20 protein-coding genes are annotated in these 23067 nt (G+C 46.9%); 10 read left to right on the top strand and 10 right to left on the bottom strand.

Annotation, left to right across the window (positions count from 1 at the left end; genetic code table 11):
• Positions 1-6 precede the first annotated feature (6 nt).
• The 6 genes from NSB28_RS17260 to NSB28_RS17235 all read left to right on the top strand — a co-directional run bounded on the left by NSB28_RS17260 (position 7) and on the right by NSB28_RS17235 (position 8815).
• Positions 7-1128, top strand: coding sequence for a DUF58 domain-containing protein (locus NSB28_RS17260; protein ID WP_109747707.1), 1122 nt, complete (start codon positions 7-9; stop codon positions 1126-1128).
• Positions 1125-2378 carry a hypothetical protein gene (locus tag NSB28_RS17255; RefSeq protein ID WP_257497532.1) on the top strand — a complete coding sequence of 418 codons (1254 nt, stop codon included), beginning with the start codon at positions 1125-1127 and terminating at the stop codon, positions 2376-2378. The genes NSB28_RS17260 and NSB28_RS17255 overlap by 4 nt, the downstream gene beginning before the upstream one ends.
• A 163-nt stretch (positions 2379-2541) precedes the next feature.
• A complete protein-coding gene (locus NSB28_RS17250; RefSeq protein ID WP_109747705.1) occupies positions 2542-3912 on the top strand; it encodes a Wadjet anti-phage system protein JetA family protein in 1371 nt (456 codons plus the stop codon).
• Complete coding sequence (locus tag NSB28_RS17245; RefSeq protein ID WP_109747704.1) at positions 3909-4550, top strand: DUF4194 domain-containing protein; 642 nt, start codon at positions 3909-3911, stop codon at positions 4548-4550. The genes NSB28_RS17250 and NSB28_RS17245 overlap by 4 nt, the downstream gene beginning before the upstream one ends.
• On the top strand, positions 4507-7872 hold the full coding sequence (locus NSB28_RS17240) for an ATP-binding protein (RefSeq protein WP_109747703.1): 3366 nt from the start codon (positions 4507-4509) through the stop codon (positions 7870-7872). The genes NSB28_RS17245 and NSB28_RS17240 overlap by 44 nt, the downstream gene beginning before the upstream one ends.
• A 31-nt stretch (positions 7873-7903) precedes the next feature.
• Positions 7904-8815 carry a nucleoside hydrolase gene (locus NSB28_RS17235; protein ID WP_109747756.1) on the top strand — a complete coding sequence of 304 codons (912 nt, stop codon included), beginning with the start codon at positions 7904-7906 and terminating at the stop codon, positions 8813-8815.
• Positions 8816-8976: 161 nt separating this feature from the next.
• Here NSB28_RS17235 and NSB28_RS17230 read toward each other — a convergent pair whose 3' ends face one another.
• The 10 genes from NSB28_RS17230 to NSB28_RS17185 all read right to left on the bottom strand — a co-directional run bounded on the left by NSB28_RS17230 (position 8977) and on the right by NSB28_RS17185 (position 16796).
• Positions 8977-10332, bottom strand: a complete 1356-nt coding sequence (locus NSB28_RS17230; RefSeq protein ID WP_109747702.1) for a sodium-dependent transporter — start codon at positions 10330-10332, stop codon at positions 8977-8979.
• Positions 10333-10479: 147 nt separating this feature from the next.
• On the bottom strand, positions 10480-11544 hold the full coding sequence (locus NSB28_RS17225) for a type IV pilus twitching motility protein PilT (protein WP_109747701.1): 1065 nt from the start codon (positions 11542-11544) through the stop codon (positions 10480-10482).
• A gap of 18 nt (positions 11545-11562) precedes the next feature.
• Positions 11563-12057 carry a hypothetical protein gene (locus NSB28_RS17220; protein WP_109747700.1) on the bottom strand — a complete coding sequence of 165 codons (495 nt, stop codon included), beginning with the start codon at positions 12055-12057 and terminating at the stop codon, positions 11563-11565.
• Positions 12057-12545, bottom strand: coding sequence for a hypothetical protein (locus tag NSB28_RS17215; RefSeq protein ID WP_109747699.1), 489 nt, complete (start codon positions 12543-12545; stop codon positions 12057-12059). Before NSB28_RS17215 ends, NSB28_RS17220 begins: the two co-directional genes overlap by 1 nt.
• Positions 12535-13062 (bottom strand): DUF4860 domain-containing protein, encoded by a 528-nt coding sequence (locus tag NSB28_RS17210; RefSeq protein ID WP_109747698.1) that lies wholly within the window; start codon positions 13060-13062, stop codon positions 12535-12537. The genes NSB28_RS17215 and NSB28_RS17210 overlap by 11 nt, the downstream gene beginning before the upstream one ends.
• A 9-nt stretch (positions 13063-13071) precedes the next feature.
• On the bottom strand, positions 13072-13404 hold the full coding sequence (locus NSB28_RS17205) for a hypothetical protein (RefSeq protein WP_109747697.1): 333 nt from the start codon (positions 13402-13404) through the stop codon (positions 13072-13074).
• Between the two features lie 14 nt (positions 13405-13418).
• Positions 13419-14480, bottom strand: coding sequence for a type II secretion system F family protein (locus NSB28_RS17200; RefSeq protein WP_109747696.1), 1062 nt, complete (start codon positions 14478-14480; stop codon positions 13419-13421).
• An 18-nt stretch (positions 14481-14498) separates the two neighbouring features.
• Entirely contained in the window at positions 14499-15464 is a 966-nt protein-coding gene (locus NSB28_RS17195; RefSeq protein ID WP_109747695.1) for a transglutaminase-like domain-containing protein, read from the bottom strand.
• A 79-nt stretch (positions 15465-15543) separates the two neighbouring features.
• Positions 15544-15801, bottom strand: coding sequence for a TIGR03905 family TSCPD domain-containing protein (locus NSB28_RS17190; protein WP_109747694.1), 258 nt, complete (start codon positions 15799-15801; stop codon positions 15544-15546).
• Between the two features lie 89 nt (positions 15802-15890).
• Positions 15891-16796, bottom strand: coding sequence for an ArsR/SmtB family transcription factor (locus NSB28_RS17185; RefSeq protein WP_109747693.1), 906 nt, complete (start codon positions 16794-16796; stop codon positions 15891-15893).
• A gap of 393 nt (positions 16797-17189) precedes the next feature.
• Here NSB28_RS17185 and NSB28_RS17180 point away from each other — a divergent pair, with 393 nt between their 5' ends.
• From NSB28_RS17180 to NSB28_RS17165, 4 genes are read left to right on the top strand one after another with little or no spacing between them, the layout of a single operon-like run.
• Positions 17190-18554, top strand: a complete 1365-nt coding sequence (locus NSB28_RS17180) for an extracellular solute-binding protein (RefSeq protein WP_109747692.1) — start codon at positions 17190-17192, stop codon at positions 18552-18554.
• 17 nt (positions 18555-18571) lie between these two features.
• Positions 18572-19492, top strand: a complete 921-nt coding sequence (locus tag NSB28_RS17175) for a carbohydrate ABC transporter permease (RefSeq protein WP_109747691.1) — start codon at positions 18572-18574, stop codon at positions 19490-19492.
• Between the two features lie 12 nt (positions 19493-19504).
• Positions 19505-20347, top strand: a complete 843-nt coding sequence (locus NSB28_RS17170; RefSeq protein ID WP_109747690.1) for a carbohydrate ABC transporter permease — start codon at positions 19505-19507, stop codon at positions 20345-20347.
• A 49-nt stretch (positions 20348-20396) separates the two neighbouring features.
• Positions 20397-23051 carry a non-lysosomal glucosylceramidase gene (locus NSB28_RS17165; RefSeq protein WP_257497533.1) on the top strand — a complete coding sequence of 885 codons (2655 nt, stop codon included), beginning with the start codon at positions 20397-20399 and terminating at the stop codon, positions 23049-23051.
• The last annotated feature ends 16 nt before the right edge of the window (positions 23052-23067 follow it).

The following is a 23067-nucleotide window of genomic DNA, read 5'->3' as shown; positions in this document are numbered from 1 at the left end:
GGCAAAATGCTGATAATATTACTTTTGGGGGTCGGCCTGGCATGGTGGCTCTCATGCGTGCTGTATAAGAAAAACTGGAATAAAAAGCTCTCAGTGCTTGTTGAATTTACTGATTCCTATGCTTATCAGGGAGAGGCATCAGCGCTCAGGGAAGTGATCATTAATGATAAAGCTCTGCCGCTGCCTGCCCTTGAAGTACGCTTGTCTATGAACAGGAACCTGGAATTTGAGGAGGAGGCCAAAGAGAATTCAAATGTGACAGATCAGAGCTATAAAAGGGATATTTTTTCTTTCCTTCTACACCAGCAGGTGACAAGGACACTGGCATTTCGGTGCAGGAAGAGGGGATTCTATCATATTACAAAGGCTGAGGTGGTGGGATATGATCTTTTTTTCGGGTCAGGCCACTATATGGAAGTTCCGCAGCAGACCCACATGTATGTATATCCCGCCCAAATCGATGTCAGAAGGATCAGGCTGATCTGTCAGGCGCTCTCGGGGATGGTAGTGGTCCAGAACCGGCTTTATCCGGATCCATTTGAATTTTCCGGCATAAGGGAATACAGGCAGGATGATCCCATGAACCATATTAACTGGAAAGCATCTGCGAGAAGCCAGGAGCTTATGGTAAATCAGTATGACTCTACTACAAGCATAGAGGTGACTGTCATACTTGATGTAGAGGACAGGAATATACTGAAGTATGAAAAGCTCACAGAGGAAGGCATCAGCATAGTGTCTTCGCTGGCAGCGGCAATGGTGAGAAATAAGATGGAGCTGAATATAATCAGCAACGGAAAAGCAGAGGACTCTTCACAGGGACTGTATATGCACATGAAGGCGGGCGGCGGAAGGGTGGCGGAGCTGAATCAGAGGCTGGCATGTATTGATACGGGATGTGATGTGGAAGGTATAGCTGAGGTATTAAGAAGAGAGGCGGCTAAAAAGAAAAGCGGCCATATCTATCTGCTTGTCTCAAAAAACCAGACAGCGGAAAATATGGAGGCGCTGCGTATCCTTGCAATGAATAACAGCCAGGTCCTGTGGGTAATACCCGTACACCCGTCTATGGAAATGACGTATGCCGGGGAGAGGGAGATCCATCTTATGCGCTGGGAGGTGGAATGATGGAAGAGAAGAGGGGCTTATTGCCTGTCATATTGTCCTGGATACATGATGTCCTTTTGTTTGATGGCCTGTATATGGTGTTAGCAGGTTTCATAGGGATGGAAATAAGGGAAGCACAGTTCTATGCTGTAAAGGGGTTCTTTCTTATTATCCCAGTCATAATCAGCTGGATCCTCATCAGAAAACTGAAAGTCCTTTTGGCCTATGTAATATCAGGTGCAGCCGTCACCTTTATTATGGGAGCGGTATTTAACTCTGTGCTCACAGGAGTTCTTACAGCCCTGATATTTATCATCAGGGGATATGTAAAGATCAAAAAGGCACAGTTAAAGAAGGAAATGCAGGATATGCCCGGTGAGACAGCTGCCAATATGGATATGGAGGCCTGGCAGATCCCGACTATACTTGACAAGCCTCATCCGTGGCATTGGATACTGTTCGGCGCTGTCTACATAACAGGTATATTGGCCCAGACTGAGTATATCTGGCATTGGGAATTTTATCTTTTTGTTGCGGAGATATTCGTGTGCTTTGCATTCTGCTACATAGACAGGATGTGGGAATTTTTAAAGGAGCGCAGGAAGATAGCAAACATGCCTGTAAATATGATGAAGAGAGTGAGCAGGATCATATTTGGCATATCTGCGCTGGCCCTTGTTGTTTTTATACTCCCATCTGTATTGTATGAGAAGGATATCTTGTCAGATCTGGTGGGCATGTTCTATAATGCACAGGCGAATGGTGAGATAGGCCCTATGGAGTTCGAGAACTTGGGCGGCGGAGGCTTTGAACCATTTTACGCGGGTGAACTTGAGGAGAAGGAGCCTCCTGTATGGCTTGTTTTTCTTGGCAGAGCTGTGGCGTTTCTTGTGGTTGCCGCTGTCATTTTCGTGCTGCTCAGGATAATTTATAAGATATCCAGAAATTTCATCAGGTCATTTGGGGAGGACGGGGAAGATGAGGTTATTTTCCTGAAGAAGAGCGAGGAGGAAGAGCGGAGGCGTCTTGGAGGAAGAAAAAAAGAGAAAGGTTCTGAAATGCTGTCTGTGAACATGCGTATCAGAAGGAAATACAAAAAAATCATCAGAAAGTCTTCGAAAGAAAGGCCGAAGGGATGGGAGACGCCATATGAATTAGAGACAGGTGCGCAGCTTCAGGAGGATGAAAGCATGAAGGTTCTCCATAAAGTCTATGAAAAGGCCAGATACAGCAAAGACGGCTGTACAAAAGAAGAGGCCAGAGAAGTTTAGCGGCTAAGCTGAAATCGCTTGCATTAACAAGTTTGGTATTGTAAAATATATGTCAGAGCTAATAGTGAGAATTACTCCGGTGACCTGCGGGCCCGGAGTTTTTGGTTTGTGCAGCAGGAACGCTACAGCGTTCTTGAATATACGGGAAAGCGAGCGATAGTAAATGCCCCTAATGAATGAAATACCAGATGGTTTCTGGAGCCTGTTCCGTTCCTACAACAGGGAGACTTATATAGAAGCGCTGCTGAAGATCAGCGAGGAATACCAGTATAATAATTATTTTTTGAGCCGTGAGATATGTATACAGGTGCTGGGGAATTATTTCTCCCAGAGAAGGATCAGTATCATGCAGGAGGAGCAGGAGTCTGAAGCAGATGTTCTGGAGCCGCCGGCCACCAGGATACTGAACTGGCTGGTGAGGACGGGATGGCTGAAGAAGCTGGAAGATTATACAACAGGAGTTACCAATATTATAATCCCTGATTATTCAGCGGTTTTTATAGATGCGTTTGAGCGTCTGACAGGGGAGGAAGAGGATGACACGGAGGTATACATCCAGAACATCTATGCCATACTTTTTTCTTATAAAAATGATGCAAAGGGCAGCGAGGGGCTGCTCCATACCGCCCTTGTGAATGCCAGGAGACTGAATAAGGCGCTGCAGGACATGCTTCACAATATGGATAAATTTTTTGCCAGCCTTCTGGAAAAAGAATTTTACGGAGATCTGCTGAAGGAACATCTGAATGGTTATGTGGAAGAGGTCGTGAGGAAGAAATACCATATCCTGAAGACAAGCGATAATTTCTATATCTATAAAAATGATATTAAGCAGTGGCTGAGAGAGATACGTGAGAGCGCAGGACAATTTACAGATGAGGGCAGCCGGGAGAGGCAGATGCGGATTCTGGATATGGTAGGGCAGATTGAGAGAGGTTTTGATGATATTGAACACAGAATCTCTAATATGGACAAGGAGCACATGAAGTATGTGAGGGCAACTGTGACAAGGCTGAATTATCTTCTCAATGAAGAGGAGGATATGAAGGGACTTATTGTCAGCCTGCTCAACAGGATGAGCGGTGCGCCTGACAGGGAGGAGATTCTTTGGGAAACAGCAGGACGTTTGAATTTTTCCCAGGTGGAGATCCTTTCAGAGAAGTCCCTGTACAAGCGCAGGAAAGAGAAGAGGTCATTCAGGGAAAACCTGGAGCCTGATGAGATTTTGCAGGAGCTTACAAGAGAGGATGTGCTGAAGCTGAACAGGATCCACAACCGTTACAGCAAAAGGCAGATCGAACAGTTTATTGAAGACCATATGGACGGGGACAGTTTCAGGGTTAAGGATATTGTCATAGAAGATGACGAAGATTTTGAAAAGCTTATTCTTGCATATGATTATGCTGCCAGGAAAGGGAGCAGATACAGGGTAACAGGCGGGGAATCAGGAGAGATAGAAGGCGGAAGATACCGTTATCCGGATCTTGTGTTTGTGAGGGCAGGATATAAAGTACGAAAGGAAGAGGACAGATGATAGAATATTATGAGCAGCTGATGCCGGAGGAAAAGGAGGCAGTGAGTGCTGCCATACAGCTGCTGTACAGGCAGACCTTTGTGCTGGAGAGGAAATACGACAGAAGGATGGGAAGACTGGCCTTTAATAAGGATTTCAGGGTATGCAATACACACCTGGAGTTTATAAAAAGTTACTTTGAGATAGCGGGCATTTCTGTAAAGGAGAACAGCCAGAGCGGAATCATATATCTCCAGGGGGAGAACCTTATGGGGGAAAAGCTGCCTAAGCTGACGACACTGTACGTACTGGTTCTGAAGCTGATCTATGATGAACAGATGTCAAATGCATCTAACAGCGCCAATGTATATACAACAGTGGCAGATATCCATGAGAGGCTGGGCAGCTTCGGCCTGCTGGCAAAACAGCCTTCGCCCACAGAGGTCAGGCGCGCTGTTTCACTGCTGAAGAAATACCAGATCGTAGAGCCCCTGGACCTTTTGGAGGAGCTGGAGGGAAAGAGCAGGATGGTGATCTATCCCAGCATAAATATGGTGCTGCTGGGTGATGACGTGCGTGCCCTGCTGGATACCTTTAAAGAAACGGAGGATGAAGATGGAGAAGCAGAGATTTCAGGCATTATCCAGGATATGTCTTAATAACTGGCATTATATAGATAAAAGGATCCTGTCCTTTGCGGAAGGCATCAATTTCTTCACAGGCCATTCAGGCAGCGGTAAATCAACAGTTATTGATGCCATGCAGATCCTTCTGTATGCAAATACGGACGGAAGGGGATTTTTCAATAAGGCTGCAGCTGACGATTCAGACAGGACTCTTATTGAATATCTCAGGGGCATGGTCAATATAGGAGAGAATAATGAGTTCTCCTATCTGAGAAATAAAAATTTTTCATCCACAATAGTGATGGAATTAAAACAGACAGATACCCAGGAATGTCAGAGCATAGGTGTTGCATTTGATGTAGAATCAGCTACAAATGAAATATCCAGGCTTTTCTTCTGGCACAGGGGACCGTTTCTGGAGTCTGGTTACAGGAATGCGGGCAGGGCCATGTCAACTGATGAGATCAAGGAGTATCTTCAGATACACTGCGAAAAGGATGATTTTTACATAGGGCCCAGCAATGAGAGGTTCAGGCGCCAGCTGTATGATGTATATCTGGGCGGGCTGAATATGGAAAGGTTCCCTCTGCTCTTTAAGAGGGCAATCCCCTTTAAGATGAATATTAAGCTGGAAGATTTCGTCAAGGAATACATCTGCCTCGAGGAAGATATCCACATCGAGGATATGCAGGAAAGTGTCATGCAGTATGGCAGGATGCGCAAGAAGATAGGTGATATCAAGGCTGAGATAGCTGAACTTACACAGCTGCAGAAATCATATAAAAAGGTGGAGGCAAAGGATAAGGAGAGGCAGAAATACCACTATTTCATGACTGCCATGGAGATCAGAAAGCTAAGAGCAGCTGCATACGAGCTTCAGGTAAAGATGGCTGCCTCCACAGATGACAGGCAGAGCCAGGAGCAGTATAAAAAGAGGTTGGAGGAGGAGATAGCAGGCCTTGAAAAGGAAAGCAGGGAGCTGTTAAAACAGATAGCTTCCTCCGGTTATGATGAGATAAAGGTTCAGTTAAAAGGCGTCAATGAGATAGTGGAACGGCTGGGGGGAAGCGTGACCAAATGGCAGCAGGCTGCGGAGAAGCTCTCAGACTGGGAGGGCGAAGATATTACCCCAAATACGGTGCTGTGGGATATAGAGCGGTTCCGCAAACAGAGCATTGAGGAAGCGCAGATAGCTGGCCTGAAGACATCTCTGTCAGAGCTTCGGGGGGAGACTGAAGAACAGAAAAAAGAGGCTGACGGAAAGATACGGGATCTGAGAAAACAGGAAAAAGAGATCCAGGAAGAACTGAAAGAACTGCGCCAGGGGCGCAAGGCGTATCCGAAAGAGCTGGAACAGGCCAGGCAGCATATCAGGCAGGGGCTTAAAGAGATGACAGGTAAGGTTGTACCGGTAGAGATCCTGGCAGATCTTCTGGATATCAGAGATGATAAATGGAGGAACGCTGTGGAAGGCTATATGGCAGGAAACAAGCTGCTGCTCATTGTAGAACCCCAATATGCCAGGAAAGCCATGGAACTGTACCAGGAGCTGGATAAGAAGAAGTACTGCAAAGTGGCTGTACTGGACACAGAAAAGGTCCTGGAGGGCACGGTGGAGGTCCTGGATGGCGCCCTGGCGGAAGAGGTGGTTACAAAGGTGCCTTATGCCCGGGCGTATGTGGATTTTCTGCTGGGCGGCGTCATTAAATGTTCAGATACTGACAGCCTGCGCAGGTGCAGGGTAGGGATAACAAGTGACTGTATGCTTTACCACGGATTCAAGCTGCAGCATATTAATCCTGAACATTATACGAGGAGGGCCTACATAGGAGAGGTCAGCACCAGGAGAAGGATAGGCCAGCTGGAAAAGCTGAAGGAAAAGCTGGATGCAGAGCTGACACCGCTTATGGAGCTGTCAGCACACTGCAGCAGGATACTTTCAATGGAAGCCCTGCCTTATGATGTACAGGAATATATGTCATGGAAAAAGGATATTGATGAGCTTCCGGCCAGAAAGGCAGAGAAGTCACGCCTTGAAAAGAAGCTGAAAGGCCTGGAAGAGCAGAACATAGATGAGTGGAAGGAGAGACAGGAGCAGACGGACAGGCTGTGTGGGGAACGAAAGTCTGAGAGGGATAAGGTTATCCGGGATATCCGGGACACTGATAACAGGATAGAGGAATGCAGGCAGATGTATCTGGAGAAGAATGAGGCTCTCATTATCTGTGAGAAAAGCTGCAGGAAAGATGAGGAGATGGAGCGGGGCGTACAGGAATTTCTGAAAAAGAGGGAAAATCCTAATTATGAAAAGCTCCAGAGCTTTTTCTTTGGGCGTGTCAACGCCGCCGCCTCAGAGACAGAGGAAGCAATGTCTTCCCTGAGGGAGCTCAGATTCGAATATCTGAGGAATCATCCAAACAGGACCTTTTCAGCTGAGGACAGGGATAACAGTGCGTATGATGAGCTTCTCGGGCGCCTTCAGTATGCTGATCTGGAAGAGCTGTATGCGAAGGCTGATGAGCAGGCCCAGGAGGCTATGGAGCTGTTCAAGCAGGACTTCATCTTTAAGATCAGGAGTGCGATCCGTGAAGCCTTCCAGAGGCGTGATGAGCTGAATGGGATCATCAGCAGGCTGGATTTTGGGAAAGACAGATACCAGTTTGTGATTACTAAAAATAAAGGCCCTGACGGAAGGTTCTTTGAGCTGTTTATGGATGAGAACCTGGAAGTAAATCCGTTTCTTGTCTCTGACAGAGTAGAAAACCAGATGAATTTCTTCACAATGAACCATGAGAGCAAGTATGGGGAAATGACAAAGGAACTTATCAGCATCTTTATTCCGCCGGATAATGCTACAGGGGAGGAACTGGAAGAGGCAAAGCATAACATGGAGAAATATGCGGATTACCGCACCTACCTCTCCTTTGATATGCAGCAGATCATCGAGGGTGAGGGGAATGAGACTATCAAGATACGCCTCAGCAAGATGATAAAGAAAAATTCCGGGGGTGAGGGGCAGAATCCTCTGTATGTGGCGCTTCTGGCCAGCTTTGCGCAGGCCTACAGGATAAACCTGGGATCCCGCCTGCAGCGCAGTCCCACCATACGCCTTGTGGTGCTGGATGAGGCATTCTCCAAGATGGATGCGGAAAAGGTGGCAAGCTGTATAGAACTGATCAGGGGGCTGGGATTCCAGGCCATCATCAGCGCCACAAACGATAAGATACAGAACTATCTGGAAAACGTGGATAAGACATTTGTGTTTGCAAATCCTAATAAAAAGCATATATCAATTCAGGAATTTGAAAAGGTGGAATTTGCCCAGCTGGCACAGGAGCTGGATGAAGAAGAATGAGGAGCATATAAACAACAGGAGGAGAAGGAAAATGACAGAATCAGAAAGGCTGCAGAAGCTGCAGCGTCCGCAGGGGAAAATTGATGTGGTTATTGACACGGATACTTATAATGAGGTTGATGATCAGTATGCCCTGGCATATCTCATTAAATCAGACGACAAGCTAAACTTAAAGGCAGTCTATGCGGCTCCCTTTTTTAACAGTAATTCTGCGGGGCCGGCGGACGGTATGGAAAGAAGCTATCAGGAGATCACGAATGTTCTGGAGCTTATGGACAGGGAGGATCTAAAGAAGCTTGTCCATAAGGGGGCAGACAGGTATCTGCCGGATGAAAAGCAGCCTGTGGAATCCCCGGCAGCTAGGAATCTGGTGGAACTGGCCATGGAGCGGGACAAGGACCATCCTCTGTATGTAGTTGCTATTGCAGCTATCACGAATGTGGCTTCCGCCATCCTGATGGAGCCTGCAATCATTGACAGGATCGTTGTAGTATGGCTGGGGGGACATTCCTTTGAGTGGCCTGACACAAAAGAATTTAATATGTACCAGGATGTGGCGGCGGCCAGGATCGTGTTTGGATGCGGCGTGCCTCTTGTACAGCTGCCCTGCATGGGAGTTGTCTCGGAATTTGCCACCACAGGGCCGGAGCTCAACTACTGGCTGAAGGGGAAAAATAAACTGTGTGATTACCTGGTATCTGTAACTGAGAGAGAAGGTGAGGCCACCGGACAGAGCAGGTGCTGGAGCAGGATAATATGGGATGTGACAGCAGTGGGCTGGCTCCTGGATGACAGATTCATGTATGACAGGCTGGAACACAGCCCTATACCCGAATATGATGACTGCTATGCATTTAATAAGACAAGGCATTTTATTAAGTATGTGTTCTGGATAAACAGGGATCTCCTGTTTGAAGACTTGTTTAAAAAACTGAGTTCCTGATAATCATGACAACCCGTCAAACGGGTGGTTTAGTCACGGCCTATAACAAAAATAACTCCCGCAGTGGATAACCACCGGGAGTTATTTTTGCAGGCAGCGGGCCAAAGACAAGCCCGTCTGACCTTGACGGCTGAACTGTATCACTCATGATATCTGCGGGATTACAGTGTATAGATCTGCAGTGCATTCAGGATTGAGCTGACAAGTATCATGATAATGAAGATTGGTGCTATATATTTTATCATTACATTAAACAGCTTTTCTTTTTTAAATGCAGAGCTTAACTTGATTTCATCTGCTATAGCCTTTGGCTTGATAACGTATCCAACAAAGCACACTGTCAGGAATGCCACGATAGGCATCAGGATACTGTTGCTGATGAAGTCAAAGAAATCCAGGAAACTCATTCCCATAGGCTGTACGGAGCTCAGTGCCCCAAATCCCAAAGATGAGGGCAGGGCCATTGCAATGGCGTAAAGTGTTACAATTACACAGGAGATTTTTCTCCCCCATCCCAGCTTGTCGTGCAGGATAGAAACAATAGTCTCCATCAGGGATATGGCGGATGTCAGCGCCGCAAACAGCACCAGGATGAAGAAGAGGCCTCCTATCACAGAGCCGAAGGGCATTGAATTAAACACCTTAGGCAGGGTGACAAACATAAGTCCAGGGCCTGCATTGATGGCAGCCCCATCTCCGCCGTTAAATACAAATACCGCCGGGACAATCATGAGTCCCGCTATAAGGGCGATTCCAGTATCAAAGATCTCGATATTTGATACTGACTTCTCCAGGTCCACGTCCTTTTTCATATAAGAGCCGTATGTGATCATAATACCCATTGCCAGTGACATGGAGTAGAAAAGCTGTCCCATGGCAGCGACCACAGTTTTTAGCGAAAATTTACTGAAGTCAGGCATCAGGTAATATTTTACACCTGCCATAGCTCCCGGCATGGTGATGGAATAGATGGCTACAATGACTGAGAGGACTACGAGCACAGGCATAAGGAATTTGCTGGCTTTCTCTATCCCTTTTTCTACGCCGAGAAATACTATGACTGCTGTGATCAGGATAAAAATCACAAGCCAGAGTATAGGCTGGCCTGTCTGGCTGATAAAAGAGTCAAAGTAACCGTCAGCCGCCGCCGCTGTGGTCTGCCCGGAGATAAATACTGAAAAGTATTTAATCACCCATCCGCCGATGACACAGTAGTAAGGCAGTATGATGATAGGTACAAGGGATGCCAGATAACCGATAAAAGAATACTTCTTATTCAGCACCTTAAAACTCTGGATGGCACTCAGGCCTGTCTTGCGGCCGATAGCCACTTCAGCTGTCATGAGCGCGTACCCAAAGGTGACAGCCAGGATGATGTAGACCAATAAAAAAATCCCGCCTCCATATTTGGCTGCAAGATACGGAAACCTCCACAGGTTGCCCAGTCCTACTGCAGAACCGGCAGCCGCCAGGACGAATCCGATTTTTCCTGAAAAACTGCTTCGTTTTTTCTCCATTTGTGTTTTTCTCCCGTTTGCTTCGCTTTTTTTGCACACTTGTATGTGGTGCACATACATTTGCTGCGCATAGTATTCCTATTATAGCATAGGGCATTCTTGTTGTAAAATAAAACATTAAGGTAATTGTTCAGTAACATTTACATTCTAAATCATCTTAAGCTTCTTTTCCAGCATCTCCGGATTTGAAGCATACTTGACTGCAGTCAGCTTCGTTATGCGGTTTTGGCGGACAAGGTTAAGCAGGCTGGTATCCATTGCGATCATATCGGCGCTTGCAGATGAATAGATAACCCCGTCTATCTGATGAAGCTTACCGTCTCTTATCATGTTTCTGATAGCAGGTGTCAGAGTCATCACCTCAAAAGCGGGTATGAGGGTGCCGTCTGTGGCCGGAACGAGCTGCTGGGAGACTACGGCATTCAGGACCATGGCCAGCTGGACGGTTATCTGCCGCTGCTGGTTGGGCGGGAACACGTCAATGATACGGTCTATGGTGTTGGCTGCGCCTATGGTGTGGAGGCTGGATAAAACAAGATGGCCTGTCTCAGCCGCCGTCATGGCAGTCTGTATTGTCTCGTAATCACGCATCTCACCTAAGAGGATCACATCGGGACTCTGGCGCAGTGCTGCCCGCAGTGCCACGATGTAGCTGTCTGTATCGGTAGAGATCTCCCTCTGGCTCACGATGCTTTTCTTGTGCTTGTGAAGGAATTCAAGCGGGTCCTCCAGAGTGATGATGTGATTCTCTCTTGTGCTGTTGATATGATCCACCATACATGCCAGGGTAGTGGATTTACCGCTGCCGGCGGGACCGGTCACAAGAATAAGCCCCTTATTGGCGTCCACCAGCCGGATGATATTTTCTGAAATGCCCAGTTCATATGGGTGGGGAAGAGAGAATGCGATGACACGCACTACAGCCGCCATGGAGCCCCTCTGTTTATAAGTACTGACCCGGAAACGGGACATTCCGGGAACAGCAAAGGAGAAATCATCATCCCCATGCTCTTCAAAATGAGAGATGTCTCTGTTTCCGGCCAGTACATAGATCTGTTCTATGATATCCTGCGTGTCAGCGGGCAGAAGGTTTGTTTCAGAGAGTTCCTTTAAGACTCCGTTTACTTTATAGGAAAGAGGCAGGCCCGCTATAATAAAGATATCAGAAGCACCTGATTCCTGGGCCTTTCTAAGCATTTCAGTGATGTCCATAATATCCTCCAATCATTTTTATTCAAGGGTTCCGTTAAATAATTCTCCGGTGTCCTCATAATCCCACTCTACAGTAGAGACTACCTGCCAGCAGGTGATCCTGTAAAGCTGTTCGCCTTGTGCAGGAGCCTGTACGGTCTCAAGAGAAACACTCAGCGCCTGGGTGTCGGAGAGAGTCTCTGAAAAGGAGATAGTATTCTCCTCAGAGACAGAAAGGGAGTGGCTGTCTGCCAGCTCCTGATCTTTAGCGAGTTTGGCCAGAGCGGACTGGGGAAAGCTGCCGTCTGAAAAAGAAGCTGCCAGCTCCTGGTCTATCTGTTTTAAAACATCCTGGGCCCGGCTGCTGGCTTCATAAAAGGCTGTAATCCTGTCTGCGGTCTTTTTGCTCATCTGGTAATCAGAATTGGCGCTTACCATGGAGAGCACTCCAAAGGTAACGAGACAGAGCAGTATAAATATTACCAGGATCCAGGATATCCCTACATTCATGGAAAAATGTTTTTTCTTGTCCATCAGCCTTCGCCCCCTTTCGCAGCTGCCGGAGTATAGATGTTAAACGCCAGCCGGTAGATTTCACTGTTCTGGGAGCCAAGGCGGGATATAACGACAGATTCCCCGTTTAATGTACCCGGAGCTGCAATGCGCGGCGCCAGGACATTCAGGGAATATACCGCGCTGGCTTTGCCGCAGGGCTTCCAGGCGTCATCATAATAAACTGTAAAATGTGAGAGGCTGTCATCTGTATCCGTATCCAGGATACCCTCAGGAAACTGCAGAGCCAGGTCCTCAAGAGAACCGTTTCCGGCCTCCAGGCCTGCGGCTGCACTCTGTGCCAGGGCAACAGCTCTGTTAAGCTTTGAGGCAGAACGGCTCAGAAGATGAGCCTTCACAAATATCTGGATGCAGATCGCTCCTGCAATAGAAAAAAACAGGATCACAAGAATCAGTTCCATTAAAAAAAGACCAGACTTTGAATGTGTGGATCGGGAGTTATTTTTCATCCGTGCCTCCTTTGGCGTCAGCAGAATCATTCTTTGAGACGCTTTTTTGGCATACATCCACTGAGAACCTCCCGCCGTCCGTATCTTCTACAGTAAATCTGTACAGGCGGTCCTTCAGCTGCACGGCTTCAAAGTCTGAGACTTCCATGATCGGCTGTCCGGCTGCGAGAGCAGGGGTTGAGGAAGCTTTCTGAAAAAGCTCCTTTAACTGACCTTCGTCCTCATAGATATAAGTGGCGTATTCTGTCCCGTCATAGTATTCAGACAGGACAAGGGCGGTATGTCCTTCTATCTCCTGGGCGGACACTGATGAAGCCACATCATTCTGGCGTATTTTCTCGGATATATAGGCCAGAGAGGTTCTGGATGTATTATTTATCTGCATATGTGAGGTCACTGATTTGTATACGCCCGCGCCGATTACCGTCACCAGTACCGAAGAGGCGGCAAAAACACAGAAAAGCGCCAGCGTAAATATGAAATCAACAACATGTTCTCTTTTACCTGTAAATCTCATAGGCGCCTCCTAAGGTTTTTTATCAATGACAGTCACAACGGGCATGATGTTAGAACCGATTGGCTGATAGCTGATATAAAATCTGTCTTTATCATAATAAAGAGGGTAGTGCTCTTCTATGTAATCAAGATTTTCAGGATAAGCCCCTTCAGTGGAATAGCAGTCCATTATGCTTCTGCTAAGAGCTGCTTCAAGACTTTTTTTCTGCTCTGATGCGGTCACGTCAGAGATGGAAGAAAGCCCGTAGAGAAGCGCCGCCATGGCGGCAATAAAAGAACAGAGCGGTATGAGCAGCCCTTTTAACGGGGACCTCCCTGAATGTTTGTGGCTGAAACGGTTCATATAGAATCACCTCTTTAAAATGCGCTGATGCCTGACATGATCCCCAGAAGAGGGAGCATGACTGACAGCAGGATCATGCCTACAAGTATGGACAGGACAGCTACGAGAGACGGCTCCAGTATACCTATCAGGTGGTCGATCCTTCCGTCCACCTCTGCTTCATACTGGTCCGCCACCTTCTGCATGATCTCATCAGCCGACCCTGTCTTAAAGCCCACAGATACCATTTTTGAATAGATCCCTGTAAAGATATCTGATTTGAGAAGGGCATCTGAAAAATTTGTCCCCTCAGCTATGAGCTGCTGGCATCTGCGGATTTTTTCTTCCATAACAGGATTATCCACAAGCCTGGCAGTCATGGCAAGGCTCTCATCCATGTCAAGCCCGCTGGAAAGAGTGAGGGCCATACCGCTGGCAAATCTGCCTGAGGCGATGCTGGCAAACAGTTTTCTGGTGAACGGCAGCCTGGCTGCAAGGGCACGGAAAGAAGCACGGCCCCTCCGGGACTTTATGCAGTATATGAGAAGCCCTGCCAGCACGGCGAGAACAGCTATGAATACCACAGAATAACGGCTGAGGACAGAGCCCAGATTTAAGACACCCCGGGAAAAGCCCGTCATTTCGCTGCCCAATTGTATGAATACCTGATTAAAGATCGGCATGACCTTTATGATAAGGATCAAAATAATGACAACCATCATGGCGATCATGACAAAGGGGTATGTCACGGCATTTTTGATTCCCTTTGTAATATTTTCCTCACGCTCATAGTACTTTGCCAGTGAGGCCATGACCTCATCCAGCTTTCCGGAGGATTCACCGATCTCGGCCATATCCAGCAGGTATTTGGGAAATACTTTGGCCGCCTTTATAGCCAGGTGCAGCTGTCCTGTCTCCTCTAACTCAGTCTCTATCATACCGAAAATGCCGGCTGCTTCAGGGGTGGCGGCGTCCTCCTTTAAAATAGTGATCCCCTCTGCGGCAGAGATGCCGGAGCGCAGGATCATGGCCATCTGGTCACAAAAAGCGGACAACTCTGTGTTGGACAGCATTTTTATCTTCTCATTGCTTGCCATATGGACTCCTTTCTACTGTTATCTGGAATATTGCAGTGTATAATTGCTTCCATCACCAATATATTTTTTCAGCTGAGCGGCATCTGTATTGGCGGCGAAGGTAGGATCCATCAGCTCCCAGTCCCTGCCGTCAAATTCTATGATATTGTCCACCCATCCTGTCTCCTCTAAGTAGGTGCTGATCCAGGCGTGCTTGATCTCTCCGGAGAAACCGATCTGAAGCTTCGTGGGTATTCCTTGGGAACGGAGCATGCATGTCATGAGTGAGGCATAGTCAAAACAGATCCCCTTTTTCGTGTCCAGAGTTTCATCCAGATCAGGCAGATAACCAGTGGGCGGATCCACCGCCTTCTCATCATCATAACTTATATTATCAATTACATAATGATAGATATTAGTAACCACATCCAGACCGCTGCCGGCGCCGGCTGAAAGCTCCTGGGCGAGGGCGACGGCCTCAGTGTCTTTATTATAATTGACAAACTGGTTTGGGTACAGGAAGGGGGTAAATTCATCCTTCAGCTGAACATCTATAGTCTGGAAGAAAGCAGTGGAGTATTTATCACCTGCTATATTTTCATATACTCCAATGTCGTAAGAACCGTCTCCTGCGCTGAGAGGAAAGGTATCATATCCTCCCTGTTTCATGTCGTATGTATATGTGACGCCGTCAGGCCCCTTGATCTGGAGCTTTACCTTGGAAGAGGAGCCCAGGTAGGTGGCCATGATATAGCCGTCCTGAGTGTGGGAAGCATCTATTAAGGCAGCCTCGTTTCCATATGTAACGAGGCCGTCAGCAGTGGGGGTGAGCACCTTTGGTGTGCTGTCCCAGCTGCCCTTATCCCCGGCGCTGCCAGCCGCTTCTGATGTTTTTTTCTCATATAGGCCAGTCTCCCCCGGCGGGCTTCCGCAGCCGGCCAGAAGAGTAAATGAGAAAAGGCACAGAAGAACCCGTGCAAAAATATGAAGTTTTTTAAAATCCATTTTTGCATACCTCCTGTGCCTTTGTAATGACATGTGATCGTCCTGTCTCTGTGAATAAGGGATAAGGACCTCCTCTTTGTTACTGCTGGTTACCAGAACTGCTGATGGCCTCTTTTAAAGCTTTTGCAAGCTGGTCAGGACAGGATGTGGGCCTTCTCCCGCAGCGGATACCTTCCAGTCTGGCAATAGCCTCCTCTGTTTTCATCCCTTCAACAAGCCTGGCTACACCCTGCGTATTGCCGGAGCAGCCGCCTACAAACTCTACTTTTTTGATCTTGTCATCTTCCAGTTCGAAGTTGATTTCTGAAGAACAGACACCATGTGTTTTGTATCTCATATGTCACGCTTCCTTTCTGTATTATATTGCTAAGAAAGATTATAGCAGAGGATGGACAAAAAGCAAAGATAAAAATGATTGCGGGCCGGCTACGAAAAATACAGATTAGCTATAATGTCCTGGGGGTGGTTGCCAAAGTCTTTCCCAAAAAGAGTCAGCCCCCCTTTGTTGGCTGCACCAGGCAGGACAGCTATTCTGAAGTCAATGAACTGATGGTCTTTTATGTTCAGATCTTTCAGATTTACGTCCGAGAGCTTTTCGCCGTCAATAGCACAATTGGTGTGGCTTATCCGCAGATGCTTGAGCAGGCCGTACTGGCTCAGGTTGTCATCCCACCACGAGGGTGTGTAGAAGCCTCTTGCATCAGAAAAGTTGCCGGGGCAGGTCCAGGTGCCAATGGGTATATTGTTGATAAAAAAGGAGATATCACTTGGCCACACATTGTTGGAGTAGGGGAATTCGGAGGCGATCTCCATAACGAATTCCAGCATTTCAGGATTCTGGTCGGGAGCCAGGTTGTTTGGTATCTTGTACTCCACATACCCTTCTGAAAACCAGAGAAGGGAGGCGTTGACCCTGGAAGGCTCCACAAAGGAAAGCGGGTCATCCAGTTTTCCTACAATATTTTCTGCGGTAGCCAGCCCGCAGGTGGGGACCACCTCGAAATTGGTATAGTGGCCCAGCTGGATAGAAGTAGTGTACATGGAGAAAGAATGGTATATCTGTGTGGGGAATGTTATTTCAATAGTATCAACTGCCAGGTGAGGTATTTTTTTGACACCTGACTTTCCGGGTATTTTTTTGCTTGTTATAAGCCTCGCCGCCTCCAGCTTCTGTATATGCTTTGTGATAATGGCTTTGCTCAGGTTCAGCTTTTTGGAGAGCTCGGTGATGCTGTAATCCCCGGCAGATATCAGACGCAGCAGCTCCAGACGGACACTGCTTGCTAATGCTTCATAAATAGGTAAACTATTCGAGGAAATGTCAAGCTGCATATAAACCTCCTTGTAAAACACATTTTATTTAATTCAGTATAACATAATAAGGTTAATTGTAAAGTGAATTGTGCTGATTGAAAAAAGAGAGAAAATAATAAGAAATAAACAAAATTAAGGAATAGTTTGTAGAATAAATAAAATTAATATTTAAATATAAACACAATAGATGCTGACAACATGCACTGTTAATTCAAAAGTTAAACGTTAATAATATTATTAATTTGTGTATTGACAAACAACATGAAGTGATATACTATATGCTTAAAGATGACGGATTGCACAAAAAGCAATTGAAAAAGTACCAAATATTGGTTATTTTTCGTCTTATTGGAAACTGCAGTTTCTTGAAATGTTAACAAAAACATTAATTAAAAGGAGGACTTCAAGATTATGATTAAGAAAAACGGAAAAATAGGATTATCTCTTTGTCTGACAGCAGCACTTATGGCGGGGACATTTGCAGGCTGCGGCAACAGCGCTGATGCGGAAAGCGCAAAAACGGCTGCAGTTAAAGAAACAGCAGAAAAGGTAAATGCAGATGTACAGGATGGCGTTGTTAAAAGCGGCGATGATGCATCTGATGAAGGCACCTCTGAAAACGAGATAGAATTCTGGAACTTCTTTACAGGGCCTGACGGCGATAATATGAAGGCTATGGTTGAAGGCTTCAATGCAACAAACCCTAAATACCGAATTAAGAATGTGACAATGGCTTCAGGTGACCTTTATACAAAGATCCCGACAGTAGTAAATTCAGGAAAAGGAATTCCTGACCTTACCATCGTGGATGTGGCCAGAATCCCCATGTTTTATGCCCAGGGGCTGCTGGAATCCATGAAGCCGGTGCTGGACGCCGCACCTGAGATCAAAAAAGAGAACTACAAGGCGGCTGTGTGGGATACAGGCACATTTGACGGAGAACAGTACGCTGTGCCTCTGGACATGGGTGTGATTGGCGTGGCATATAATAAAGATCTTGTTGAACAGTATGCTCCGGGAGTACTGGATGACAACCTGATTACGATCGATGAGATTAAGGAGATCATACCAAAGGCAGCAGAGGACGGGATCGTGACTATCCCGGTATCCTTCTTCGGATATGAGCAGGCGCTTTCCCTGGCAAAGCAGGAGGGTGCAGAATTGTTCAAGGATGAGACGACACCGAACATCAATGGGCCGGAATTTGCAAAGGCTATGCAGACTTTAAAAGAGATCGTTGACCTGGGCGGCTGCAGTGACGAAGGAGAAGATAACCTTCAGCTCTTTATGGCAGGGGAAGCTATCTTCTGTCCTGACGGAGTGTGGGATGCAAATGCTTTAAATGCTATTGAAGGACTGAATTGGGGAATTACAAATTCAATCTGCTACAACACAGATACATTCTACAACTTCGCTAACTCAAACCAGTTCGTAATGCTGAAGAATGATGCCAGAAGCGATGAGAAGGAAAAAACAATTGCACAATTTCTGGAATATGTGCGCCAGAATACCCTGGAGTGGGCCAGGTCAGGACAGGTTCCGGCCAGCAGCGCTGCTGATGACGAGGCAGAGTATAAAGAGATGAACCAGCATTTCTTTGTGTCCACACCTGAAATTGAAGAATCTATCCAGTTTAAGAACTATAAATACACTGGTTATGCAGATGATGCCATTAACAAAGTATTTGGAGATATCCTGTTTGGGAATATTGACCTTGAGGAAGGACTGAACCAGGCTCAGAAACAGGTTGAGGACAATATCGCACAGAACCAGTAGAAAAGGCGGCGGGAACGATGAAGAAGACAGGTACAGGAAATACTGACAAAAATAAGCGGTCCCGGAAGGCAAAAGGCAGATTACTGCCTTTTGCTTTTATTGGCCCGCATTTGATCTTATTTACCATTTTTGTGTTAATACCTATTATATATGGTCTGGTAATATCCTTTACAAGATGGGATTTTATTAACTCACCTGTGTGGGCTGGCCTTGAGAATTACAGGGAGATCCTGTTTAATAGGGAATCAACTTATCATATACAGTTCATGGATGGTCTGAAGAACACACTTTTGTTCGTGGTCCTTAATGTACCTGTCAGCATCTTGGTGCCGCTTTTATTTGCGCTCCTGCTGAATATGAAACCAAGAGGTTCCAAGATATTCCAGTCAATCCTTTATCTCCCCACACTGTTTTCCATATCTGCTGTAGGTATCATATGGATGCAGATGCTGAATAAAAGGTTTGGGCTTATCAGCATGTTTGGAGTCAAACATTCTGTCACAACTACATACCCATATGTATGGATCGCATTGATAATCATGTCTGTGTGGTGGACAATGGGGACAAACATGGTTATTTACCAGGCGGCGCTCTCAGGCGTCTCCAAAGACCTGTATGAATCGGCGGAGCTTGACGGCGCAGGAGCCCTTAAGAGGATCTGGTATATTGCGCTGCCGTCGATCAGATTCCAGCTGCTCTATACCCTGGTCATCACTGTGGCGGGGAGCTTTAATGTATACGGGCAGCCATTGATGCTGACGCAGCAGGGGGTGGGAGGAGCTCCCAAGGTCAATGTGCTCATTATGTATATAAAAAATCTGGCATTTGGTTCCGGTCAGTCCATAGCGGGCATGGCTTCTGCCATGGCTATCATCCTCGGGGCATTCATACTTGTAGTTTCATTTATACAGTTCAGGTTAGTTTCTAAAGACGAATAGGGGGAGAAGATCATGAAGAAAAAGACAAGGGCATCAAGATGGGCATCATGTACAATTCTGACCCTGGTTGCGGCGGTATGGGTTCTGCCCATCGTCTGGGCAGTTTTTACCTCGTTTAAGACAGAAACAGAGATCAAGACAAAGGGATTCGGTTTTCTGCCAAAGGTGTGGACAACGGAGAACTATATAAATATCCTGCAGAACACGGATAACGCCCCTATTGTGAGATGGTTTCTGAATTCCATGTTCATGGCCGTTACGGTAGCTGTTTTATCCATCATTATTGTCTCCCTGACAGCGTATGGATATTCCAGACTCAAATTTAAATACAGGGACCAGCTTTTCTATACAATCATGGCTATTTCACTGTTCCCCAGTGTCATAAATATTATTCCTCTCTACAAGATCATATCTGTATTTGACTGGGTGAATAATGCAATGGCGATGATTATACCCGGCCTGGGCGCCGTGACAAATATATTCCTGGTACGCCAGTTTTCACTGGGAATCCCAAAGGAGTTTGATGAGGCCGCCAGAATAGACGGAGCCGGCGAGTGGAGGATATTCACAATGGTGATACTGCCCATGTTAAAGCCGGTCCTGACTGTTGTAGCCCTTTTCAGCTTTACAAGTGTGTGGAATGATTTTCTGTGGCCGACAATTGTATTCAATGATGTGGAAAAGATGCCCCTCACTGCGGGCCTGCAGCTGCTCCAGGGAGCTTATGGAGGGTTCCAGCTGGGGCCTATCCTGGCCGCCGCATGTATAGCCATGATCCCTACATTCCTTTTATACCTGTTTGCACAGAAATACTTTCTGCAGTCAATGTCCCTGAGTGCAGGTGTCAAGGGATAAAACATGTGCGCTTTGTATGGATAGGATATTAAGTAAACAGGAGGACAGAATGAAGACATATAAAGGAAATAAGACAAAACTGATCTCTTTCCCGCTGGGCGGTATAGGGACAGGTTCCATCGGACTTGCGGGAAACGGAAGCCTTGTAGACTGGGAAATCTTTAACAGGCCTTTTAAGGGCTCCGTGAACGGCTTTACAAATATCTGCGTCAGGGCAGAGGAGAATGGAAGTGTGCGGGATGTAAGAGTTCTGCAGGGGGATTATATTGGCAGCGCCATAGGAGGTGAGACTGTTAATATAGAGCGGGGGAACGGCGGATTTGGTTATGGGTTTGGCCCTTACAGGGGGCTGATGGCCGGAGTTCCCCACTTTAAGGATACAGAATTTGCGGGAGAATTTCCATTTGCGGAGATGGATTTTCGGGATGAGTATTTTCCGGGACATGTGAAGCTGCGTGCATTTAATCCGTTTATACCGCAAAATGACAGGGACTCCTCCCTTCCGGCAGCATTTTTTGAAATTGAATTTGAGAATACCACAGATAAAGTGCTGGACTATACAGCATATTTCTCTGTAAATAACCTTCTTCCATTTGGGACCACAAGAAACAGGTTCAGGGAGGAGGGGAAGTTAAAATCAGTGGAGATGACATCTGATACGGCAAAAAAGGATGACCTGCTCTTTGGAAACTTCTGTCTGGCCACGGATGCCGGAGAGGTAAGCTGCCAGGAATACTGGTACAGAGCCCAGTGGTTCGACAGCCTGCAGACCTTCTGGGACGACATTCACAGGCCGGGCCCGCTGAAAAACAGGCATTACAGTGAGGATGACAGGGAGAGGAGTGCCAAGGCCCGGCTGGATGGGGAAGATATGGCAACGCTGGCTGCTCACCTGAAGCTTGAGGGGGGACAGAGCGGGGCTGTACGATTTGTGTTCAGCTGGTACTTCCCCAACTGCTGTAATTACTGGAATCCCAGTGAGGTCAGAGAAGAACAGAGGCAGTGGAAAAATTATTATGCGTCTATGTTTGAAAATGCATATGAATGCAGCAGATATTCTCTGGAGAACTGGAAAAGGCTGTACGGGCAGACTAAGCTTTTTAAGGATACACTGTATAAGACAAGCCTGCCGGACTACTGTCTGGAAGCCGTTAGCGCCAATATGTCTATACTAAAGACTGCTACATGCCTGAGGCTGGAAGATGGTTCTTTTTATGGATTTGAGGGCTGCAGCCCGGACAGCGGCTGCTGTGAAGGCTCATGCTCCCATGTATGGAATTATGCATATGCCCTGCCTTTTTTGTTTCCGAAGCTGGAGAGGTCCATGCGTGACCTGGAATACAAGTACAGCCAGAGAGAGGATGGAAGTGTCTCTTTCAGGCTGATGCTGCCTCTGGGACGCTCCAGATATGATTTCAGGGCCTGCGTTGACGGGCAGATGGGCGGAGTGATCAAGGTTTACCGGGACTTCAGGCTGTGCGGGGATATTAAATGGCTGGAGGGAAAATGGGAGGCTGTCAAAAAGTCGCTGGAATTTGCCTGGGCGCCGTCAAATGAAGATAAGTGGGATGCCGACATGGACGGTGTCATGGAGGGCAGGCAGCACCACACACTTGACATGGAAATGTTCGGCCCCAGTTCATGGCTGAATGGTTTTTATCAGGCGGCGCTGAAAGCAGGTTCCAGGATCGCTCATATCCTTGGGCACGAGGAGGAGGCGCAGCTGTATGAGGAACTGTTTAAAAAAGGTATGGCCTGGTCGGATACGCATCTGTTTAACGGTGAATATTATCAGCAGCAGGTGGATCTGAAGGATAAGTCCATCCTTGAGAAATATAATGAAGGAAAGCCGCTTGTGGGGAAAGATTCTGTGGATGCTTATTGGAATCAGGAGTCTGAGGAGATCAAGTACCAGATTGCAAACGGCTCTTCAGTGGATCAGGTGATCGGACAATGGCATGCCAATCTCTGCGGGCTTGGGGATGTCTTTGACAGGAGACAGGTGAAGCAGGCGCTTGGCGCAGTCTATAAATATAATTTTAAGAAGAGCGCCAGAAATGAATTTAATGCAGCAAGGATCTACTGTATGAATGATGAGGGCGGTGTACGTGTATGTGCCTGGCCAGGGAATAAGAGGCAGCCGGCAATACCCATGACATACAGCAATGAAGTCATGTGCGGCATGGAATACCAGGCGGCCAGCCATATGATACAGGAAGGGCTTCTGGAGGAAGGGTTTGAGATCGTCAGGGCGGTGAGAGAACGGTTTGACGGAGAAAAGAGGAACCCATGGAATGAATTTGAGTGCGGCAGCAATTACGCCAGATCAATGGCCAGCTTTGCACTGATTCCTTCTATCAGCGGCTTTACATATGATATGTACGGAAAAACTATCGGGTTTGATCCAAAGCAGCCGGGAGAAGAATTTACTTCCTTCTGGAGTGTGGACTCAGCCTGGGGAATATTTGAAAAAACTGCAGAGGGCTGCAGTATCCAGGTGCTGTGGGGAGGCCTTAAGCTTAAGAAGATGATCCTTCCTTTCCTGGAGAAAGAGAGCATATCGGCAGGCAGGTACCAGGATGGCAGAAAAGGCCTGGAAGACATTCCTGTATGTTTAGAAGCGGGAGGAGTCTGCTCTTTTGATGGTGAGCTGGTGTTGGAGGAAAGAGACAGGCTGGTTATACAAAACAGTTACAATATCTGATAAAGGAGATAATACG

This window comes from Murimonas intestini, assembly GCF_024622195.1.
GTDB lineage: Bacteria > Bacillota > Clostridia > Lachnospirales > Lachnospiraceae > Murimonas > Murimonas intestini.
The sequence above is the reverse complement of the archived record's forward strand: the minus strand, read 5'-3'. Positions and strand labels throughout refer to the sequence as shown.

Excerpts from the sequence above, each read along its gene's own strand:
- NSB28_RS17260 (WP_109747707.1), top strand. The coding sequence starts at position 7 with ATGCTGATAATATTACTTTTGGGGGTCGGCCTGGCATGGTGGCTCTCA.
- NSB28_RS17255 (WP_257497532.1), top strand. The coding sequence starts at position 1,125 with ATGATGGAAGAGAAGAGGGGCTTATTGCCTGTCATATTGTCCTGGATA.
- NSB28_RS17250 (WP_109747705.1), top strand. The coding sequence starts at position 2,542 with ATGCCCCTAATGAATGAAATACCAGATGGTTTCTGGAGCCTGTTCCGT.
- NSB28_RS17245 (WP_109747704.1), top strand. The coding sequence starts at position 3,909 with ATGATAGAATATTATGAGCAGCTGATGCCGGAGGAAAAGGAGGCAGTG.
- NSB28_RS17240 (WP_109747703.1), top strand. The coding sequence starts at position 4,507 with ATGGAGAAGCAGAGATTTCAGGCATTATCCAGGATATGTCTTAATAAC.
- NSB28_RS17235 (WP_109747756.1), top strand. The coding sequence starts at position 7,904 with ATGACAGAATCAGAAAGGCTGCAGAAGCTGCAGCGTCCGCAGGGGAAA.
- NSB28_RS17230 (WP_109747702.1), bottom strand. The coding sequence starts at position 10,332 with ATGGAGAAAAAACGAAGCAGTTTTTCAGGAAAAATCGGATTCGTCCTG.
- NSB28_RS17225 (WP_109747701.1), bottom strand. The coding sequence starts at position 11,544 with ATGGACATCACTGAAATGCTTAGAAAGGCCCAGGAATCAGGTGCTTCT.
- NSB28_RS17220 (WP_109747700.1), bottom strand. The coding sequence starts at position 12,057 with ATGGACAAGAAAAAACATTTTTCCATGAATGTAGGGATATCCTGGATC.
- NSB28_RS17215 (WP_109747699.1), bottom strand. The coding sequence starts at position 12,545 with ATGAAAAATAACTCCCGATCCACACATTCAAAGTCTGGTCTTTTTTTA.
- NSB28_RS17210 (WP_109747698.1), bottom strand. The coding sequence starts at position 13,062 with ATGAGATTTACAGGTAAAAGAGAACATGTTGTTGATTTCATATTTACG.
- NSB28_RS17205 (WP_109747697.1), bottom strand. The coding sequence starts at position 13,404 with ATGAACCGTTTCAGCCACAAACATTCAGGGAGGTCCCCGTTAAAAGGG.
- NSB28_RS17200 (WP_109747696.1), bottom strand. The coding sequence starts at position 14,480 with ATGGCAAGCAATGAGAAGATAAAAATGCTGTCCAACACAGAGTTGTCC.
- NSB28_RS17195 (WP_109747695.1), bottom strand. The coding sequence starts at position 15,464 with ATGGATTTTAAAAAACTTCATATTTTTGCACGGGTTCTTCTGTGCCTT.
- NSB28_RS17190 (WP_109747694.1), bottom strand. The coding sequence starts at position 15,801 with ATGAGATACAAAACACATGGTGTCTGTTCTTCAGAAATCAACTTCGAA.
- NSB28_RS17185 (WP_109747693.1), bottom strand. The coding sequence starts at position 16,796 with ATGCAGCTTGACATTTCCTCGAATAGTTTACCTATTTATGAAGCATTA.
- NSB28_RS17180 (WP_109747692.1), top strand. The coding sequence starts at position 17,190 with ATGATTAAGAAAAACGGAAAAATAGGATTATCTCTTTGTCTGACAGCA.
- NSB28_RS17175 (WP_109747691.1), top strand. The coding sequence starts at position 18,572 with ATGAAGAAGACAGGTACAGGAAATACTGACAAAAATAAGCGGTCCCGG.
- NSB28_RS17170 (WP_109747690.1), top strand. The coding sequence starts at position 19,505 with ATGAAGAAAAAGACAAGGGCATCAAGATGGGCATCATGTACAATTCTG.
- NSB28_RS17165 (WP_257497533.1), top strand. The coding sequence starts at position 20,397 with ATGAAGACATATAAAGGAAATAAGACAAAACTGATCTCTTTCCCGCTG.